The sequence below is a fragment of the Exiguobacterium sp. SH3S1 genome (assembly GCF_004337105.1).
GTDB lineage: Bacteria > Bacillota > Bacilli > Exiguobacteriales > Exiguobacteriaceae > Exiguobacterium > Exiguobacterium aurantiacum_A.
Genome location: NZ_SJUW01000010.1, coordinates 1 through 20,777, shown reverse-complemented (window position 1 = coordinate 20,777; position 20,777 = coordinate 1). Strand labels below are relative to the sequence as shown.

Here is a 20,777-nt window from a genome sequence, read left to right as displayed (position 1 = left end):
AAGGAAAATCAATGAAAAAATTAATGGCACTCTTCGCCTCACTCACACTCGTCCTCGCGGCGTGTGGAACTGACAACGAAACAACGACGGAAGCACCGACGAACGAGCCGCAGACGCTCAAAGTCGCCTCGCTCATCCCGCCGATGACCGACATGCTCGAGATCGCGAAAGACCAGCTCGCGGAAGACAACATCGAACTCGAAATCGTCGTCCTCGGCGACAACGTGCAACCGAACACGGCGCTCGCGGCGAAAGAAGTCGATGCGAACTTCTTCCAGCACGTCCCGTACATGGAAGAGTTCAACCGCAGCAATGACGCCAACCTCGTCCCGATCGAACCGATCTATTTCGCCAACTACGGCGTCTACTCGAAAGAGTACGACAACATCGACGACATCCCAGAAGGCGCGACGATCGCAATCGCGAACGACGTCTCGAACATCGACCGGTCACTCTCACTCCTCGCGCAACACGACGTGATCAAACTTGGGGAGAAGAATGGCTCGTACTACACGCAAGCGGACATCACGGACAACCCAAAAAACCTCAAGTTTGAAGAGGTCGACCTTCTCATGCTCGCGCGTGCCTATGACGACGTCGACGCGGTCCTCATGACGCCGGCGTACGCGGCACCGCTCAACCTTACACCGAAGAGCGACGCGCTCTTGACGGAAGGGGTCGAGAACGACTTCGCCATCACGCTCGTCGCCCGTGAAGACAACAAGGACGATGAAGCGATCCAGAAACTCGGTGAAGCGCTCACGAGCGACGAAGTCCGTGCGTTCTTAGAAGAGAATTACGACGAAACGGCGATCCCGGCGTTTTAATTAATTTTTCGCCCAACGTGAATAGTATTGTTTAAACGAATCAATGACTTGGTGCGCCACGCGTATATAGTCTTGTTCCAACTGAGCTGATTCGTAAGAGAACCAAATACCGTCTTCATATGGAGAATGACTGCCTAGTCTTCGTCGCGCGTCGACGTCGACATCGTGGGCGGTCATTTTTTGTGGGCTGATTTGTTCTCCCCAAGGTGTCAGAAAAACAGTGGCCGGGGCTTGAGCCAACACGACAGTGAACGAGCCACCATGACGATTGAATTGAAAGGTGACTAAATCCATCTGGTCTGATTGAACGCGCCGAAAGTGAGGAAACGAGCCTTTGAATTGATGCGACCGTAAATAAGGAACTACCTCTCGTTTCAGGATGACAATCATGTTTTTTCGTTGTTGTGATAGCATAAGATTCTCCTTTGAGTGGTTTAGTTCGAATATATAGAAAAACAGGATTGAGCGCACGCTCAATCCTGTTTTGTTAAAACTCTTCATACTCTCTCGGGTCTTGATTGTCGATGCGGCCATCCGGTTTCGTCAACGCATTGATGGTCTCCATCTCGTCTTCGGTCAACTCGAAGTTGAAGATGGCGAGATTTTCTTGTTGGTGTAGCTCGCTCGACGAACGCGGGAGCGGGATGACGCCAAGCTGGATGTGCCAACGCAGGATGACCTGCGGCACGGTCTTGCCTTTTTGGTTGGCGAGCTCGGTGATCGTCTCATCATGGATGACGGTCCGGGCCCGGCTGAGCGGACTCCACGCCTCAGTGACGATATCTCGCTCTTTGTCGGCTTGACGTTGCTCGACTTGGGAGAAGTAGGGATGGAGCTCGATTTGGTTGATGACCGGTGTCTCACCCGTCTCTTCGATCAAGCGATCGAGATGCTCAGGCATGAAGTTCGAGACGCCGATCGAGCGGATCCATCCGTTCTTTTTCGCTTGGATGAGCGCGCGTCATGCCTCGACGTATTTATCTTGCTTCGGGTTCGGCCAGTGGAGTAAAAATAAGTCCCAATAGTCGAGGTTGGCCCGGTAGAGCGACTCTTGAATCATATTGATGGCCTCATCATAATCGAAATATTGACCACGCAGTTTCGACGTCAAAAATAACTGCTCACGCGGGATACCGGACTGCCGGACTGCTTCCCCGAGCGCGCCTTCGTTATCGTAGCGAATCGCTGAGTCGATGAGACGATAACCGTTACGGATCGCGCTCGTGATGGCGTCGACACCGGCCTCACCTCGTAAGAAGACGGTGCCGAGTCCGATAGCCGGCATCTCGTAACCGTCGTGTAGTTTGATGGTCGGAATGTTCATAAAATGCCTCATCATTCAAAATCCGTTCTCTTGTCGGCTATTCCACTTTCCCGGGGAATGAAACGTTTGAATCGGTTAGAGTAAATCAAAATGACGTTGCCTATTTTCCTGTTTTTGGGATAATTGAAGTGGGGTGATGGAGATGAAGTGGTGGTGGATACTTGGAATATTGACGATTGGGGGAATGATGTTCGTCAATGAGGCTTGGTACGGGAATTCGGCGGCGTTCGGAATGGCGATCAGCATGATTGTTGTGACGTTGATTGGAATGGAAAATTTGGATCAACGTCATCGGATTAGGAGAGGGGGCTTAATCTCAGTATTGATTGCTGGTGCGATCTATTTCGGGTTACCAAGCTACTCAGTGCTCGATGCGGAATTGGAATTAAAGAATCAGCACGAGAACGTAAAGTATTTGAACGATGTTGGGGTGGTGAACGAGGGATGGAACCCATTCCAGCCAAACCGTGCATATTTGTTTGAAATTGATTCGGGAGACTACGTCTTGTTTCTACCAGATTCGGGAGACATTATAAAAACGCGTCCTCTAATGTGAGGACGCGTTTCCTATTAGTTGCGAATCATGTAATCGAAAGCACCGAGTGCGGCTGTCGCACCAGAGCCCATCGAGATGATGATCTGTTTGTAGGCACTGTTCGTGCAGTCGCCTGCCGCGAACACGCCTGAGATGTTCGTCGAACCATGATGGTCGACGATAACCTCTCCGAAGTTGTTGCGTTCAACCGTATCGAGCCAGTCCGTGTTCGGGACGAGGCCGATCTGGACGAAGACGCCTTCAAGTTCGACGTGATGCGTTTCGTTCGTCTCACGAGACATGTACGAGATCCCGTTCACTTTGTCCGTACCTGTGATTTCAGTCGTCTGGGCGTTCGTGACGACGGTCACGTTCGGGAGACTGTGAAGACGGTTTTGAAGTACTTGGTCGGCCTTCAGTTCAGATGCGAACTCGAGTACCGTGACGTGCTTGACGATGCCGGCGAGGTCGATTGCCGCCTCGACGCCAGAGTTACCGCCGCCGATGACCGCGACACGCTTGCCTTCGAAGAGTGGACCGTCACAGTGTGGGCAGTAGGCGACACCTTTGTTTTTAAACTCGGCTTCGCCTGGGACGTTGACGTTGCGCCAGCGTGCCCCTGTCGACAAGATGACACTCTTACTCTTCAGGATCGCGCCGTTTTCAAGTTCGACTTCGACGAGGTCTTTCTTCTCAAGGCGCTTCGCGCGTTGAAGATTCATGACGTCGACGCCATATGCTTTCACGTGTTCCTCTAAGCTCGCGACGAGTTTTGGACCTTCCGTGTACGACGTGCCGATGAAGTTCTCGATGCCCATCGTGTCCATCACTTGACCACCGAAGCGTTCAGCGACGATGCCGGTACGAATGCCTTTACGAGCCGCGTAAACGGCCGCACTTGCACCAGCCGGACCGCCACCGATGACGAGGACGTCATACGCTTCTTTGTCTTCGAACGCCGAAGCGTCAGGACCTGTGCCGAGTTTCGCCAAGATCTCTTCAAGCGACATCCGTCCGTTACCGAACGCTTCTCCGTTCAAGAAGACGGTCGGGACGGCCATGATTTCTTTCGCTTCGACTTCTGCCTTGAACGCGCCGCCGTCGATCATCGTGTGTGAGATGTTCGGGTTGAGCACGCTCATGACGTTAAGTGCTTGGACGACGTCCGGACAGTTATGGCAGCTGAGGCTGATGTACGACTCGAAGTGGTACGTGCCTTGGATGTTTTGGATCTGCTTGATCGCATCTGCGTCGACTTTCGGCGCCCGGCCGCTCACTTGGAGCAACGCGAGGACGAGTGACGTGAACTCATGACCGAGCGGGATTCCGGCGAAGACGATGCCCGTCTCTTCAGACGGACGGTTCACGCTGAAGCTCGGTGTGCGTTCGAGCGTGACGTTTTCGACGGAGATACGTGACGACATGCTTGCGAGCTCGTTGACGAGGTCGAGCATCTCGGTTGAGACGGCGTCGTCGCCAGCGCTCACACGGAGGACGACGTCGCCCTCCATGAGCTGCAAGTATTGATCTAGTTGTTGTTTAATATCTGCTTCTAACATGGAATCCGCTCCTTACAACTTGCCAACGAGATCGAGGCTTGGACGAAGTGTCGCTGAGCCTTCTTCCCATTTCGCTGGGCAAACTTCGCCTGGGTTGTTGCGGACGTATTGTGCTGCTTTGACTTTGTTGACGAGCGTGCTCGCGTCACGGCCGATGCCGCCAGCGTTGATTTCAACAGTTTGGATGACGCCGTCTGGGTCGATGATGAACGTACCGCGGTCAGCAAGGCCATCTTCTTCGTTCAAGACGTCAAAGTTGCGTGAGATCGTGTGTGACGGGTCGCCGATCATGATGTATTCGATCTTACCGATTTTCTCTGACGTTTCGTGCCAAGCTTTATGCGTGAAGTGTGTGTCTGTAGACACTGAGTAGACTTCGACGCCGAGGTCTTTCAATGTCGCGTACTCATTTTGAAGGTCTTCAAGTTCAGTCGGGCAGACGAATGTGAAGTCAGCCGGGTAGAAGCAAACGACGCTCCATTGACCTTTAAGGTTGTTGTCTGATACTTCGAGGAATTCTCCTGTTTGGAACGCTTGTGCTGTGAATGGTAAGATTTCTTTGCCGATTAATGACATGGGGTATGTCCTCCTTGGGTTTTTACTCTAGCGGAATTGTATCTCTACTAGAATAATTATAATGTAATACTAATTTCATATAACCAGACGAAATTGTCAAGACGTATGCATGCTGCCTAAAAGGTTGATTCATCAACGTTAAATGGATAAAAGGCTTGATAAAGGCAAAGAAAGCGATTACAAATCAAATGTGCTTTTGTTTTCAATCATGTATCCTGATAAAGTTATTAGCAGGGTCGAGAGTTCGATTTGAATGAAGAGAAGCATGTCATTCTCGCCATGAGGCATGTCATTATCAATTACTAACAGAGAAGAGTGAATCAATTGAAATATAGAATCCATTCACATCGATTTGGAGAAACCATTCTAAAAAATGATGCGGCATTCACGGAAATCTGGTCAGAAATTCATGACATCATCCAGTCGATCAGTGATGATGCAATCATCAAGAAATTCGAGGAGAAGTACGCGAGCAAGAACAAAAGTCTATCCAAGGCCTTGAATGAGCTGTTCAAATCAGAGTTTTTAAAAAGGGGATGGGCGAGTGAGAGTCCGATATTTCAAGACCGTGACTATTCCGAGAATGTGTGGCGCCTCGATTTTGCCAAAGACAATATTTCGCTAGAGGTCGGATTCAACCATTCGGGTACGATTGCCTGGAATCTGTTGAAACCGGTCATTGCAAGCGAACTGAACCATGTAGAAAAAGCGATCCAAACAAGGGTTGGCGTGATCATCTGCGCGACCCAACGACTTCAGCGTGCAGGGAACTTCGACAACGCCATCGGGACGTTTGAGAAGTACATCCACCATTTGAAGCCGTTGAACACGCAACTAACCGTACCAATCGTCATCATCGGACTCGAGGCGCCTGAGACGTTTAGGATTGCTGAGTATTTGAACGAAAATGGCGAAAAAAGAGGCCGCGTAGAGGAATTCTACACGAACCAGATTGTCGATGATGCGATAGAGACCTATGATGAACCATTGTTTGACGAGGATTTAGACTGATGCGTTTGAAGCATCAACCACTTGGTCTATGTCGATTGTTTTTGGCCATATCGACGAAATGAGTGATGGTGTAGATCACGTGATCAAAATCTTCATTGACCTGGTGCTCCCAAAACCGGAGGATGATCCAACCTTCTTCTACATAATGTCGTGTGACGTCAGCATCTCGCTCGATATTACGTCCAATCTTTTGGCGCCAGAACTCGGCGTTGGTCTTCGGTAGTTTGAAGTGAAGGGGACAGCCATGCCAGTAGCAGGAGTCCAGAAAAATCACGACATGAAGCCCGGGGAACGAGATGTCGGGTGTCCCATATAGCTTCCGGTTGTTCTTTCGATAACGATATCCGGCCGCCCATAAAGCCTTCCGGACTTTCACTTCCATCTTCGTGTCTTTCCCGCGATTCCCGCTCATCGTTTTAAAGACGGCCGGACTCGACGCCCTTGGTACATTTCTGGCCATGCCCTTCACCTCCCTCTAATGAGAAGATTCCACTTGAGGGAAGGAGGTACTCATGTTAAGCGTCTAGAATCTGTTGGATATAATTTTTATCCAACCAAAACGATTGCTTCGTGATCCATTGACCGTCCGGGAGTCGAACTTTATCTTTTCCATTGAGAGCTTTTGAGCGGACGTGTGCCACACGATTGAATTTTGGACCGGGAAGGTTGTTTTTAACTCGCTTACCTGTAGGGGTCAGTTTCACTCCAGTGTGAACAATGTGTTTAGCCTCTAGCCACATTGACTTCAATTCACCATCGACCGTGTCGAGCGGCATGTTCCAAAGGCGTATCCCTTCGAAACGAGGGATACGTTTTTGTTTGGGCACATATTCCTCATCATATCGGAAGACGAGGAAGAGGTATTTCTGTTCGGCGAACGTGTCGTATAGGTCGGATTCTTCCCATTCGTCTCGAGATAAATCGTCGAAACCGACTTTTCCGAATGACATGTGTTCCCGAATCTTGCCGTCCGATTCTCGAGCAATTGTCTTGAACTTGATGTTAGCCTTTGCGAACTCCTCGATGCTAGATAAATCTGTCTTGCGAACCCCTAAGAGTTTTGCCATGACTCGCGGAATCATCGCTTTGTTGCCCGTGTTATATGGGATACCCGTCTCTTCGCACAGTTCGGGTATCGTCTTCCCGTAATGAGGGGAGAGTTTTGCCTCGAGTAGTTGTTCGAGGGACATCTCTTTCAACTCCCCGTGCGAGGCAATCGATTCCATCAGCTCTGGGGTCAAGTACTTGCGGACGAGTCCCGACATATAAGAGGGTTTGAGAGAAAAGGCGCGCGGTTTTGCGGGTTGCTCTGAGAATGGCTGGCTGCGGACAACAGAGCCGTTCGCTCCCTTCGTGCAAGCAGACAAGTACATCGTATCGGCCTCGGAAATCAAGTGGGCCTCCCCACGTCTGATTTTTGCGACAATCGTCTCCCAATCTTGACGCATCACATCTAAATCTTCTTCGGAGAACTCGTTCAAGAACGCCTTATAGATGCGATAGTCGTCGATGGGGATGTCCGGCTCATATTGATAAAGCATGATGAGCATGCTCGTGGCTTTTGATAAGAAGCTCGATGTCTCGAATGAATATCCGTGCTCGTTATGATAGTCGATCATGTTCAAAACAAGCCGTTCTTTTGATGAATATGTACCGTTCTTATTTTTCTTGAAAGGTGTGACCTTCAACTCGATGCCGAGCTCCTCGAAGTCAGGTCGTGCATCCGAGTTGATTGGGTATCCGAAGTGGCTCTCCTCGATGATATGTCCGAGGGCGCCTTTCGACCGAACGTTCTTGATGCGTCCGGTCGTGTCGATTTCGCCGAAAGTCTTCCCCTCAGCCTCTCTCGCTTTATCCATAAGCTCTTGTATCGTTTCGTAGCGCAAAAAAAGACCTCCTGAAATTTACATTTATAACCATTATAGCGTATCGGTTGATCGATTTCACTGTTCGTGATACACTAATTCCATTGAGTAAATATAAAAAATAGAGTAAATTTAAGATAGAAAATACGAAAGGGTGTTCCCATTGATTAAAGTAGTTGAGTTATTTGCTGGTGTAGGAGGTTTCCGCATCGCACTTGAAGGAATTAAAGACGTGAATGCCGAGCCTACATCGGACAAATTCGATGTAGTTTGGGGCAATCAATGGGAACCGGCGACGAAGAGTCAACCGGCCTTCGATTGCTACGCCGAACGTTTTAAAGGGCGAGGCATGCATATGAATGAGGATATCGCTTTGTCTTGGATGGAGGCCGGGCCACACCATCTGTTGGTCGGTGGCTTCCCGTGCCAAGACTATAGCGTGTCGCGCAGCTTGAAGAACGAGCAAGGACTCCAAGGGAAGAAGGGCGTCCTGTTCTGGGAAATCATGAACATCATCGAGCAGGAGAAACCACCTTACGTTCTATTGGAGAACGTGGATCGACTCATGAAATCTCCGGCCAAACAACGTGGTCGTGACTTCAGCGTCATGCTTCGTGCTTTCGCCGACCAAGGCTATACGGTTGAATGGCGCGTCATCAATGCGGCCGATTATGGATTCGCGCAACGTCGCCGCCGCATCTTCATCTTCGCGACACGTGAAGATTTGAACCACTCAGAACGGGCGCGGAAAGCGAACCCGGAAGAATGGTTACTCGAGTCAGGATTCTTTGCACCGGCCTTCCACGTACACGAACTGACGAGCGAGAAGCACCCGGGGGCAGATTTCGAACTCCCGGAGGATATTGTCGAGATTTCTGATACGTTCTCGGCAACATATCGCAACGCGGGCATCATGACTGGTAGTAGAGTGACGACGCTAGAGACGCTACCGAAACGAGAGACGCCTAAAACGCTCGGAGCAGTCGTGCAAGAAGTCTATGAACAGTTTGGACCCGCGCCGGAGCAATATTACTTGGACATTGATACGATTAAAAAATCGGGTCGGAACGAACAGGAAGAATTGGCCTACCTGAAAGGGCCAAAGAAGATTGAGCGGACCTCGGCGAGCGGGCACGTCTACATCTATGCCGAAGGTGGCATGTCTTATCCGGACTCCCTCGAACTTCCGGGTCGGACAATGTTGACGAGCGAAGGAACGTGTAACCGTTCGAGCCACGTCATCGAGGACCCATATACAAAGAAACTACGTTATTTGCGTCCCGAAGAGTGCGAAGGATTGAACGGATTCCCTTATGGATGGACGGAGACGATGACCGATCGCAAACGTTACTTCACGATGGGGAACGCACTCGTCGTCGGATTGATTGAACGGATGGGCCATCGGATTGCAGAGGTTCATGAACAAGAGGACAATCAAAACATCTTGCAGGAAGCGAAACAGATGCAACTGCTAGGTACGTATAATAACTTCAAATGACAAAAAACTCCCATTAATTTAAATGGGAGTTTTTTGTTTTTAGTTTAGAAAGTATACCCATGTTTGTTATTGTATAATTAAGTAAAAAATATGTGAAGGTGGTAGTTTAAGATAAAGCGCTCAGTACTTTCTATTCTAAAGTCCTCGCGACATATAGAGGAGTTTTTAGATAATACCTATTCCGAATACTTGAGTATACCAGAGACAATTCCTGTTGAAGTGCATCACTCTACAACATTTGGACTCCCTAGCTTTTTGTCGAAGCTAAGACAACAAATATTATCATCAAACAGATTGCCAAGTGTCACTGAATTTATGAATCATTTTTCTTCATCTGTCCTTTCAAATGTAAACGAAAGGGAGTTGGTGAAGCATCATGTTCAACGCGCGGCGCATCTAGCTTACCTTGGTTTGGTTCGAGATTTCCATTTCGCGCTTCTGCTCCAAGAGTCTGGTCATTTTGATGAAGTAATCAGCCACGAAGAGGTTGATCTTCAAATGAAGCTTGATATCATTGTGAAAAAAAATGATGTAGCCATGGGAATTCAATTATTCTCTGGAAATGAAGAAACTAAAGCCTTGAAAATGGCGAATGCTCTTAAAACAAGATCGATTCAATCCGGGATAAAAGAATATTATTTTCCGTTGGATGGGAAATTAGCCAGACCTCAATCAAGGGTGTCTAAAATCGGAAATATGACTTATAAATTATACAGTCGTGCAGACGTTGAGCATATCGCTGAAGTTTTAATGAATGAGTCTTCGGATAAAATCGATTCTTCCGCAGTTCCAAAACAATTTTTATCATTGTCACCTCATCTAGACGAAGAGGTCGTCGATACTGGTGAAAAAATTCCCTATTCAATCTTATTGATTGAAAATGAGCTCTCGAGGAGTCGGATCGACAAGCTGAAGAAATGGGCAACACAAGGGACAAGGGTTGACGTAATGACAAGAAATACAAGTATTATAGAAAATCAAAAAAATCTTACAGTACACGAGCTTACTGAAGAAGTTGATGAGACGCTGTTGATTAAAAATGGCCGGATATCCTCGGAACGTGAACGTTACATAGTAAACAACCAATTGAGTTCCCGATTCAACTGGGGACAGTATTATGTCGAGCATGCCCCATCAACTGCTGATATTTTAGTGAACGCTGGTGCCGGCAGTGGTAAGACAACCACCATGATTTCGCGCATCATGTATTTAATTCATACAAGTGATGTTAGGCTCGATTCCATCGTGATGATCACGTTCACTCGAGAGTCTGCGGCGTACATGCGAAAGAAAATAAAAGAACGTCTTCAATCTTACTATCAGACGACGAATATGACTAAATATCTAGATTTGATGGAGCAAGTTAATAGTATGCGAATCATGACAATAGATGCTTTTTCCAAGTATTTATTCGAACAATTAGGTGTGGTAGAGGGCTGGGGGAATACGATTGCAGTCGCTTCGTACAAATATCGCACAGAAACAATCATTCGAGAGGAATTCGCAAGGTACCTTACAGAAGAAGTCAAAGACGAGGAATTGCCTTATTTTTCTGATGTCGAAGAGTACAAGATGATCAAGTTTTTCATACATGTACAGGGCGAGTTAGATAAAAAAGGCTTGAGCGGGGACAATGACTCTCTTATCTGGGATCCCGCAGAAGACAGTCCAAGAGACATGAAGTATCAGCAAGCGACCCAGTATGTGATTGAACGGATGGCGAGTCGAATTAAGGAAGAGAAGTTGAGAGACAATTCACTAACGTTGTCGGACATAAAACGAGATTTATTGACCGTTGTTAAAGGTAACCGACAACTGGCGATAGAGCCTGCCATCGATTATATCTTTGTTGACGAATTTCAAGACACAGATGATCCTCAAATCGAATTGATTGTGTCTTTGTCAAATTCACTAAAAGCCAAGTTGTTCGTGGTAGGAGATATCAAGCAAGCGATTTATCGTTTTCGTGGTGCGAGTCATACAGCCTTCGAGAGTTTAAAACGACTAAAGAATGATTTCCTCTCCTATGAATTGACAATCAACTATCGAAGTTCGAAATTGTTGCTAGAGGAAATGGAAAGACTCTTCAAGGCATGGAAACAGAATGGCCGCTTACCTAATGAAATGAAAAACGGTGTTGACACGGGTAGACTAGTCTCCTATCTGCCTTCCAGAGTTGATGAAGAAGAGATTCTACACATCTCGACAACTAAAAAACCTAAACTCGAAGATATCATTCTTCATATGTATGACACGCTGCCATCAGACAATAAAGAGCAATCGATACTTGGTATATTAGTACGAAAGAACAAAGAAGCTATAGCTATAAAAGAGTTGTTAAAGGACCTAAGGAAAAATGACCGAGATGATTTGACATACGAAGTTACTGTAGGCGGGGGGCTATTCAAATCTTCGGCGGCGAAAGACCTCCTGCTCTTAATTCGTATATTAAAAAACGAAAACTGTCCGGAGAGCTTTTTTGCTCTTTATCAATCTGCTTTCGTTGAAGATCCTTTTGATTTTAATCATCTGATTCAGTACGAAGGTGACACTGACCAACTGACTTCAGAGATGACTCGGACTCTCGGTGACGAAAGATGGCAGTGGTTGCGTAAGGCAAGAGAAGATTTAAGGATAAAGCCTTTTTACAAAGTGCTTCAAAACGTTGTGATGGAGCTCCCGTATAAACGCATCATGGGGGCACAAGGATACCAACCCCATGAACTCATCCAATATGAACGAAACTTGTATAAAGTTTTAGACATTGCGATTAAACGTCTGAAGAGCGAGGTCAACAATCCTGTCGCTTTATATGATTGGTTGAGAATCCAATTAGCGACGAACCGTGATGAGGATGAAGCGAATATCGATAAAAAAGATATCAAAGGAGATAAGATCATTCGGGTGATGACCGTCCACAAGGCAAAAGGACTTGAATTTCATTCCGTGTTCATTCCGTTTACCGATTCAAGTTTGATACAAGGCTATCAACACAAGGTACTTCTCGCTTCTAAAGAGTCGAGCAGTCCTGCCAAGGTGCTGTCTTTTCAGTTTAAGGAAAATGGTGAAGTTTTCAATACGGCCTCTTTTCAAACGATAAAAAACGAGGATATCACCGAGACATTGAACGAAGAAACAAGGCTTCTCTATGTTGCGATGACGCGAGCCGAGCAGCGGCTGTGGATCAACGCGGATCGACCTCATATACCTAAAGGAACATGGGATAAGGATACGTGGGAAAAATTGATACGAATGGCTTTACGAAAGGAAACGTCAAATGAATAGACAGGTACTGACTTACCGGGTGCCAAGTGACTTGACATGGAAGGACTCAAAGTTTCAAAAACAATTTAACGATGTTCTCCATATCGCGGCGACACCTACGCTTCATGAATCGATTAATGAAAATTTAAGAATCTATCAGTGGCTAAAAGCACCGATTCTAACAATCAATCCATTGTTGGAAGAGGTACAGGGCCATGTTTGGAGTAATCAAAAGAATCAAATGCGTCAATACTTAGAGATTTCACAGGTTCTCAGAGCTAGATGGGAATCTTCGTCGAATGCTGATGTTCGAATACGAAAACATATTTTATCGTTCGAGAAAAATAGAAAAGAACTGATTTATACAATCCGATTGTTAAAAGAGTTGCGGTTAGACAATGTGTTTTCAACCCTTGCCGATAAAAGTGATGAAGAATCATTGCTGCACGACATATTAAGTGAAATGCGTGATGACATACGACCGATTGCATGGGAAGAGCAACTAGAATCAAACTCTGAGTATTTCACCAATCTCGTGAAAAAATTCTTGCAACGTAATGCGAAAACCAAGAATAATCTGCATCAATTTAACATTGGTGAAGAAGATAAAATTGATGATCAGGTTGAAGCGTCATTAAATAAAAGAAAGATAGTCTTACATGGATTTTATTTCATTACCCCGCTACAGGAGTATTTTTTTAAGCATTTAGAACAACAATTCGAATTGATATTCGTGAATTATTATGATGAACTTCTACCTCACACCTACGAAACGGTAGAACGGTTTCTCTGGAAAGAAAAAGTGCCTTGGTCGGCTTCTTTCAACGAACCTACTGTTCAACATCCATACTCGGTACAGCTGTTAGAGGGACTTGAGGGTCGTCGTTTCCATTCGTTCACAGAAACCGAACCAGGAAAAGTGACCGTATACTCGAACATGTTAGAGTTTCTCTCAAAGGAACGGGAAATTCGAGAGCGCGAAAAAGAGCATAAGTATGAGCACTTCATTTCTTGTCGAGGCGGGGAAGTACGAGAACAGTTATATTATGCAGGGTTGATTGAAAAAAAAGCGCCATCATTAATTGATTATCCGATTGGCCGTTTTCTATTCGAACTGCACAATCTGTACACAGAACAGAAGACACCGCATCAAAACTCTTCAGTCATCGAAAGAATATTAAGACCAGATGTATTACAGAGGTTATTCAACAGTGGACATCTTTATGTAGATGGAATAGATGGTTCCAAAATCAACATGTCTTTGTACACGAAACAGTTAGATCAACTCCTCCCTTATTTTTATCTCGGTGAGGGATTTCTCGATGGACGAGACGCACAATATTTGACGATAGAAGAGTGGCTTGAAAAGATAAATTTCTTGATTGAAGAAAAGGAGAGATGGGAATCACTACGTCCTTTACCTGAAGGTCGTGTCCATCGCCTGCATGGGAGACCTCTAGAACAACTTTCTTATTTCAAAGTCAGCATTGAGGATATGAAGGTTATCCAACAGGGCCTTCATATGATTGGGCGGATGGTCCATGAACTATTTGAAATCGAAACTGATGTCAAGATTGGAGAGCACCTTGAAAAGCTGAAGACCTATGTCAGCGTCTCGGCTGAAGAGAAACGTCATGAAGAAGAAGTGGTCCTGCTAAAAGACCTGATGATGAAGCTTGAAGAACTAAAAGATGAGACCTTAAAGTTCTCACTATTAGACATCATGGATGGTCTGCGTTTTTATCTTCAATCAGGACTACAAAGCTATGATGATGAAGACGAGATGATAGACAAGGTTGGAGCGCTCTTCGTCGCAGATGGGATGGCGTTCAAGCAAAAGCGAAATATTCATCTCGGATTTATTGATGCGGATGCATTACCGATGAACACCAAATATAAGATCTGGCCACTTTCGAGTAAAACAATCGATGAATTGAGCGTCTCAAGGTCAGAGCTACATCTTTTCAAAGAGTTGAAGAACCTATCCGGGGCCATAACTAGATATTTATTGTATACATTGTTAATTGGCGCAAATGACGTAAGGGTTTCGTACGTGAGGAACTTAGAAACGGGCTACGAATTAGATATGGCTCACTATTTCAAAGTGGCTGACTTCAACAAAGAGCTCCCAGAACTAAAAGATGAAGAATTCGATTTATCAACAAGGACTAACGACATTGTCTTACCAAATTTTGAGCATCGACTGTTACAAGATGAGACCAATCAATGTCCACAACGCGCTACATTTTCTTATATCCTGAATGACTTTGGAACTTACTCGTCCCGATTCCATCAGCAGCTACTCTATAAGAAGATGCTTAGAAGTGTTCACAATGTGTTTAAAGACTGGGGCAAAACTGAGACGTATGTTTCTTATTTGTTCCCACAGTTGAGCGGCGCATACCGAAAGTTGATTTTGGAGGAGGTTAAACAGGAACCAACCCGATATCGAGAGTCCCGCTATGAAATAGAAAATGTCAGCTATAACGGCTCTTTAAAGAATTTTAGGTTGTTTTACAAGAAACCTGATCAATCCGTTGATAGTCTAGCTAACCCAGGAAACCATTGTCGCTTTTGTGAGTTTCTAGAGATATGTCGTGAGGGGAATTATGCAATCGATGATGAAAACTAATAATCATGAAATGTTCGAAGCCTTGAGTAAAGAGTTCATCTCGGCATGGATGACACCTCTTGTGAAAAGGGAGCCGCAAGGAATTCGGCAGGAAATCACCGATTTAAGTGTTTTGAAAAAGCAGGAACAAGAACTAGAGGAACAAAGACGCAAGAGTTTTTTTGAAGACGACTTTTTTTAAAGATGGAGTGATCACATGGTTAAAATAACCGTTACAAAGCAGCAAAACGATGCAATTAACTTTCAGGCAGAGCACGTGTTAATCAAGGGGGCGCCAGGTAGTGGGAAGACGACCGTTCTTTTGATGAAGATTGAAAAAATCTTACATGCAAACCCCAACGCTAAAATTTTGTTGATTACATATAACAAGACGTTGGCCGCCTATGCCCAAAAATATTTAGCCGACAGAGGATATAGCCAATGTAATTTAGAAGTGCGAACCTTTCATTCTTGGGCATCCAAGTATTTGAGACAGATTAAAGGGAAATTTTCTTCCTCTTCTTATCAAGTGGATAAGCTCTTCGATAACTGTTACGAGAATCAGAAAACGAAAGATCACCGTTTTTACAGTGATGACAAATTCAAATCGTTCTTGAAAGACGAAATTGAATGGATCAAAGGGAAAGGTATCGTCTCCGAGGATGAGTATTTGAACATACGCCGGAGCGGACGGATGGTCAGCCTTCAGCAATCGGACCGAAAAGAAGTATACACCTTCATGAAACAGTTTGATAAAAATTTAACAATGGCATCTATCATTCCTTTTGATGAGTATGGCATCCAACTTCACCAAAATCTTGATATCGTTAAAACAAAAGAATCCTATGAGTACGTGATGATTGACGAAGCGCAAGACTTAACACAAGTTCAGCTCATCGTCTTGAGAGAGTTGAATCCAAAGAGTCTAATCATTTCTGCGGATATCGGTCAACGCATTTATAAGACAGATTTCACTTGGAGAAGTGTCGGAATCAACATTGTTGGCGGGCGGACAAAACATTTAGAAGAGATGCATCGATCATGTCAGGAAATCGTCACGATGGCACGCCCGCTTTACAACAAAGATTTGAATAGTAATTCTTCAAAAAACAGTGAAGAGGCTCGTGAGGAGCTAATCGTACCTAAAAAGAGTAGTGGTTTTTTACCAGAAATTCATCAGTATGGCAAGCACGAAGAAGAATATGAGGGTATCCTGAAGCTTGTTCAGGAGTTATGGAATAAGACATCAGATAAAGATATCACTATCGGTGTTTTATGCCGACATAAAATGCACCTCAAGAAGCTTAAGGGGATGATGCCTTATAGCATTCCTCATGAGCATATTGAAAAAGAAAACGGAAGTTGCTTAACACCTGGAGTGAAGTTCGTAACAATGCATTCCGCAAAAGGACTTGAATTTGATGTAGTCATTATTCCACGTTTCACAGATAAAAATTTACCGAGTCTTAAAAGAGCAGAAGCGGAAGAGGAAGTTGAGGACGCTATCCAAGTAGAAAGAAGGCTCTTGTACGTGTCGATGACCCGGGCGAAGACTAGATTGTTCATTACTGGATATGGTAACAAGATGAGTCGTTTTATGGATGAGTTTGAGAGAGGCACTTATAATCTCATTGCTTATCAGTAAGGTTTAACGATACTTGTAACAGGCATACTTTGTTTAATGGGGTGGAAGATTGTTAGAGTTTATTGTTGTTGCCTTCATAGTATGGGCTCTTCTTGAAGACAGAAAAAATAAAAATAGGTCGAAGCGAACAAAGGAAACACATCGACAACATCCACATCATACTAATGGTCGAACAAATCGAAATGAAAAATATACGAATGAGAATTTTTCTGATTTTTTCCCGGAATTAAAAACACAAACCTCAAAAACGAATGAATTAAAAGTAAACAGGATTATAAGATTAGCTGGTGTCACCTTCGAAGGAAGGCAGAAATTGATAGCCGAAACAAATACAAATGAAAATATAAGATTGAAGAGAGAACCTTATAATCCACATGATAAGAATGCTATCAATGTGTACGATAGTAAAAATCGCAGTTTAGGTTGGATTCCAAGGGGAATTGCAAGAGAATTAGCCCCTTTAATGGACAAAAGGGTAACCTTCAAAGCTGAAATAATACAAAAAACAGGAGGAAGTTATCCAAGAGGTTTAGAGATTCGTGTTTACTCTCTGTGAAACGGATATTTTTAAAAATCGATAATTCAACTGAGGTTTTTGCACTCTATACTTAATTTTGAGGTGACTTGTATGGTTTGGATTGAAATGAGAGATCTCAGTAAAGAACAAGGTATAAGAGAGAGCTTCAAATTTTCAAAAATGCTATGGAGTCCTGCATACAAGAATAGTACATCGATAAGGAAATCTGCATATTGGGAATCTCTTCTTGAGGTAGAGGAGGGCGATATCATACTTCATCTCGTGAAAGATGCTTCAAAAAATAAAGATGAAATGAGGTTTATCGGTTACTCCTTAGCAATGAGTAAATGTAATATTGTAAAGACACATGCTCCTCATTCTCAATACGAATACTGCAATACATTCTATACGGTACCTTTACAAAGTTATCAAAAGTTTAAGGATGCAATATCTTTAAAAAAAATCTTTGAACTCAATAAGGAACCACTAGTTACTTACTGCGAAAATAATAACCGTAAAGACAAAGGTCACAAAGAGACTATCTTCTATTGTCAAAGACAAAATAGTCTTAGAATTGTACAGGGTGCTTACTTTTCAAAAGTAGATAATGAACTATTCAACGTTTTGTTTGAGATACGTAAAGATTTAGAGATAAAAGAGTCGACGTTATCGTACGAGTCGGGAGTTAAACCTCAGAACCATGAATTGAATAGTGAATTGATTCGAGAGATGAAAGCAAGAATAGGGCAACAAAAATTTTCTCGACAGGTGAAAGAGAATTTTAATTCTGAGTGTTGTTTTCCTGATTGTCGGTTTAATGATGGGAGACATCTAGTGGGGGCACATATCGTACGGTGGAGCGATGATGTTCAAACGAGAAGAGATGTTAGGAATGGTCTCTCACTGTGTAAACTTCATGATGCTGATTTTGAACTAGGTTTTTTCACTCTAGATCAACAATATAGGATCCGGGTGAACAAAAATTATTTTGGGACAGAGGATAAAAGTTTTTGGGTATCTACAAATCTCCTTCCCTTTGAATATAAAAGGATTAAAAAGTGTCAAGAGTTTCCCGCAATAGAATATATAAAAAGACATTGGGATAGAATTGATTTCTTCCCAGATATTCAATGACAAAAAATAAAAGGCAGAGTGCGTTGAACCGCCCTCTGCCTTTCAATCATTCTGCCATTAACGCACATACTGCATTCGAATACGCTACCGGATCTTCAAGCGGTAACCCTTCGATGAGGAGTGCTTGCTGGTAAAGAAGATCGGTATATTGTTTCGCTTTCGCCTCGTCTTCCGTATAGACGCGTTGCAACGTTTGGAAGATGGCGTGGTCGGCGTTCACTTCGAGCACTTTCTCTGCTTTCATGCCGCCGCCGTTCGGCATCGTGTTCATAATCTTCTCCATCTCGATCGAGACGTCACCTGCGACCGTCAAGCAGACCGGATGCGACTTGAGACGAGTTGACGCGCGCACTTCTTTGACACGATCGCCAAGCTCGGTCTTCATGAAGGCAAACAAGTCTTTATTGTCTTCATTGAGCGAATTCGCCGCCTCATCATCGAGACCGAGGTCACCGCTCGCGACCGACTTGAACTCTTTGTCTTCATAAGACTGGAGCACTTTGATAGCGAACTCGTCGATCTCTTCCGTGAAGTAGAGGATCTCGAAGCCTTCTTCTTTCAAACGTTCCGTTTGCGGGAGAAGGTCGATACGATGGATCGATTCGCCCGTCGCGTAATAGATGTACTTCTGGTCCTCTTTCATACGCTCGACGTATTCTTTCAGCGAGACGAGCTTTTTCTCGTTCGACGAGTGGAACAAGAGCAAGTCCTTCAACTCATCCTTCGCGGCGCCGAACTGGTCATAGACGCCGAACTTGATTTGGCGGCCGAACGCGTCGAAGAACTTCTCGTAGTCCTCGCGCTCATTCTGAAGCATCTTCTCGAGCATGCCTTTAATTTTCGACTTGACGTTCTTAGCGATGACGCGCAGTTGGCGGTCCTGCTGCAACATCTCCCGGGAAATGTTGAGCGATAGGTCTTCCGAGTCGACCATCCCTTTGACGAAACCGAAGTAGTCCGGCAATAAGTCAGGCGACTTCTCCATGATCAAGACGCCGTTCGAGTAGAGCTCGAGCCCTTTCTCGAACTCTTTCGTGTAGTAGTCGTACGGGACCGTCGATGGGATATAGAGGATCGACTGATAGCGGATCGAACCGTCGACGTTCAAGTGGAGATGTTTGAGCGGCTCGTCGAAACCGTAGCGCTTCTCGTGGTAGAACGCCGTGTAGTCCTCGTCCGTCAGTTCGTTCTTCCGCTTGCGCCAAATCGGGACCATACTGTTGATCGTCTCTTCTTCGACGTAGTCCTCGAATTCTTCCGAGTCGTCTTTTGGACGGTGTTTTGTCACGTCGAGTTTGATCGGGTAGCGGATGAAGTCCGAATGCTTCTTGATGAGCGAGCGGATCTCATATTCCTCTAAGAACGAAGAATACGTATCGTCTTCGGTGTCGGCTTTCAAGTGTAAGACGATTTCGGTTCCGATCTCTTGTTTAGACGTCGGCTCAATCGTATAGCCGTCGATGCCGTCTGACTCCCACAGATATCCTTGGTCACTGTCGACGGAACGGGTCCGGACCGTCACACGGTCGGCGACCATGAACGCCGAGTAGAAACCGACGCCGAATTGACCGATCAAGCTGTGGTCTTCTTCCATCTTCGTCGCCTGCTTCATCGCGAGCGAACCGCTCTTGGCGATGATCCCGAGGTTCGATTCGAGTTCGTCTTCCGTCATCCCGATCCCGGTGTCACGGATTGTGACCGTGCGTGCGTCTTTGTCGAGTTCGACTTTGACGAAATAGTCGTCCTTGTTGAAGTCGATCGCCTCGTCCGAGAGGGCGCGGTAATACATCTTGTCGATGGCGTCACTCGCGTTCGAGATGAGCTCACGCAGGAAGATGTCCTTATGTGTATAGATTGAGTGGACCATCAACTCTAAAATTCGTTTCGATTCGGCTTGAAACTGTTTCTTTGTCATGACCGTTCTCCTTTGTCGTTCGATTTTGGCACTCTGTATACAAGAGTGCTAACACTCTTCATTATCCTAATTTTTGGAGAGATGTCAAGGCGGATGAAAACAAAAGATTGACGACGAAGCATCATTCGAGTATTGTTGAGTACATGCGATGAGCTGGTCTATGTAAGACGGCGGACATTCCTTCGGGAGCACGTTGTGGAGCGTGGTTCGACGCGGTAGACTTTTCGAGAGCACCTCTTTAGAGAGGTGCTCATTTTTTTTGCCTAAACATCAAGCCCCTTCAACTGGAGGGCACTGAAAAACCTCCGCTCTATCCGAGCGTGAACAGAAAAAAGGGCGATTGGACCGACTCAAGTCGGGACAATCGCTCTTTTTCCTTGCCCTTATCCTGTTTTTTCTTTTGAGAGGGTGATGATCCGCTTCAGGTTTACCGCGATGATCGCCATCACGCTCTGTAACGTCATGCCTTTCAGGTCTGACGTTTTGTTTCGCGCCA

General features: G+C 45.2%; 16 protein-coding genes and 1 pseudogene. 10 read left to right on the top strand and 7 right to left on the bottom strand.

All coding sequences use genetic code 11. The features are described from left to right. Positions 1-11: 11 nt before the first annotated feature. Entirely contained in the window at positions 12-827 is an 816-nt protein-coding gene (locus EVJ26_RS11230) for a MetQ/NlpA family ABC transporter substrate-binding protein (RefSeq protein WP_070328009.1), read from the top strand. Here EVJ26_RS11230 and EVJ26_RS11225 read toward each other — a convergent pair whose 3' ends face one another. Then, on the bottom strand, positions 828-1,241 hold the full coding sequence (locus EVJ26_RS11225; protein ID WP_161567619.1) for a DUF4304 domain-containing protein: 414 nt from the start codon (positions 1,239-1,241) through the stop codon (positions 828-830). 73 nt (positions 1,242-1,314) lie between these two features. Then, positions 1,315-2,151, bottom strand: a pseudogene (locus EVJ26_RS11220) (aldo/keto reductase). 142 nt (positions 2,152-2,293) lie between these two features. Here EVJ26_RS11220 and EVJ26_RS11215 point away from each other — a divergent pair. Further along, a complete protein-coding gene (locus EVJ26_RS11215) occupies positions 2,294-2,707 on the top strand; it encodes a hypothetical protein (RefSeq protein ID WP_131470475.1) in 414 nt (137 codons plus the stop codon). Between the two features lie 14 nt (positions 2,708-2,721). Here EVJ26_RS11215 and ahpF read toward each other — a convergent pair whose 3' ends face one another. Both ahpF and ahpC read right to left on the bottom strand, forming a co-directional pair. Next, positions 2,722-4,245, bottom strand: coding sequence for an alkyl hydroperoxide reductase subunit F (ahpF, locus tag EVJ26_RS11210; protein ID WP_131470473.1), 1,524 nt, complete (start codon positions 4,243-4,245; stop codon positions 2,722-2,724). A gap of 12 nt (positions 4,246-4,257) precedes the next feature. After that, complete coding sequence (ahpC, locus tag EVJ26_RS11205) at positions 4,258-4,821, bottom strand: alkyl hydroperoxide reductase subunit C (protein WP_016510347.1); 564 nt, start codon at positions 4,819-4,821, stop codon at positions 4,258-4,260. A 324-nt stretch (positions 4,822-5,145) separates the two neighbouring features. Here ahpC and EVJ26_RS11200 point away from each other — a divergent pair, with 324 nt between their 5' ends. Next, positions 5,146-5,832, top strand: a complete 687-nt coding sequence (locus EVJ26_RS11200) for a BglII/BstYI family type II restriction endonuclease (protein WP_131470471.1) — start codon at positions 5,146-5,148, stop codon at positions 5,830-5,832. Between the two features lie 13 nt (positions 5,833-5,845). On the opposite strand, the gene EVJ26_RS11195 is transcribed toward EVJ26_RS11200, so the two are convergent. After that, the gene (locus EVJ26_RS11195; RefSeq protein WP_131470469.1) at positions 5,846-6,292 is read right to left on the bottom strand and encodes a very short patch repair endonuclease; all 447 of its coding nucleotides are present in this window, start codon (positions 6,290-6,292) and stop codon (positions 5,846-5,848) included. A 55-nt stretch (positions 6,293-6,347) separates the two neighbouring features. Beyond that, the gene (locus tag EVJ26_RS11190) at positions 6,348-7,718 is read right to left on the bottom strand and encodes a Sau3AI family type II restriction endonuclease (RefSeq protein ID WP_131470467.1); all 1,371 of its coding nucleotides are present in this window, start codon (positions 7,716-7,718) and stop codon (positions 6,348-6,350) included. Between the two features lie 142 nt (positions 7,719-7,860). On the opposite strand from EVJ26_RS11190, the gene dcm reads away from it, so the two are divergent. The 7 genes from dcm to EVJ26_RS11155 all read left to right on the top strand — a co-directional run bounded on the left by dcm (position 7,861) and on the right by EVJ26_RS11155 (position 18,366). After that, entirely contained in the window at positions 7,861-9,195 is a 1,335-nt protein-coding gene (gene dcm / locus EVJ26_RS11185; protein WP_131470465.1) for a DNA (cytosine-5-)-methyltransferase, read from the top strand. Positions 9,196-9,510: 315 nt separating this feature from the next. Continuing rightward, the gene (locus EVJ26_RS11180) at positions 9,511-12,480 is read left to right on the top strand and encodes a UvrD-helicase domain-containing protein (RefSeq protein ID WP_131470463.1); all 2,970 of its coding nucleotides are present in this window, start codon (positions 9,511-9,513) and stop codon (positions 12,478-12,480) included. Continuing rightward, positions 12,473-15,091: a hypothetical protein gene (locus EVJ26_RS11175; RefSeq protein WP_131470461.1), complete on the top strand. Its 2,619-nt coding sequence runs from the start codon at positions 12,473-12,475 to the stop codon at positions 15,089-15,091. Before EVJ26_RS11180 ends, EVJ26_RS11175 begins: the two co-directional genes overlap by 8 nt. Beyond that, positions 15,069-15,272: a hypothetical protein gene (locus EVJ26_RS11170; protein WP_131470459.1), complete on the top strand. Its 204-nt coding sequence runs from the start codon at positions 15,069-15,071 to the stop codon at positions 15,270-15,272. The genes EVJ26_RS11175 and EVJ26_RS11170 overlap by 23 nt, the downstream gene beginning before the upstream one ends. Before the next feature lie 15 nt (positions 15,273-15,287). Further along, on the top strand, positions 15,288-16,715 hold the full coding sequence (locus EVJ26_RS11165) for a 3'-5' exonuclease (RefSeq protein WP_131470457.1): 1,428 nt from the start codon (positions 15,288-15,290) through the stop codon (positions 16,713-16,715). A gap of 49 nt (positions 16,716-16,764) precedes the next feature. Next, positions 16,765-17,271 carry an HIRAN domain-containing protein gene (locus tag EVJ26_RS11160; RefSeq protein ID WP_131470455.1) on the top strand — a complete coding sequence of 169 codons (507 nt, stop codon included), beginning with the start codon at positions 16,765-16,767 and terminating at the stop codon, positions 17,269-17,271. A 72-nt stretch (positions 17,272-17,343) separates the two neighbouring features. Further along, a complete protein-coding gene (locus EVJ26_RS11155; protein ID WP_131470453.1) occupies positions 17,344-18,366 on the top strand; it encodes an HNH endonuclease in 1,023 nt (340 codons plus the stop codon). A 46-nt stretch (positions 18,367-18,412) separates the two neighbouring features. Here EVJ26_RS11155 and htpG read toward each other — a convergent pair whose 3' ends face one another. Continuing rightward, the gene (gene htpG, locus EVJ26_RS11150) at positions 18,413-20,281 is read right to left on the bottom strand and encodes a molecular chaperone HtpG (RefSeq protein ID WP_131469561.1); all 1,869 of its coding nucleotides are present in this window, start codon (positions 20,279-20,281) and stop codon (positions 18,413-18,415) included. Positions 20,282-20,777 lie beyond the last annotated feature (496 nt).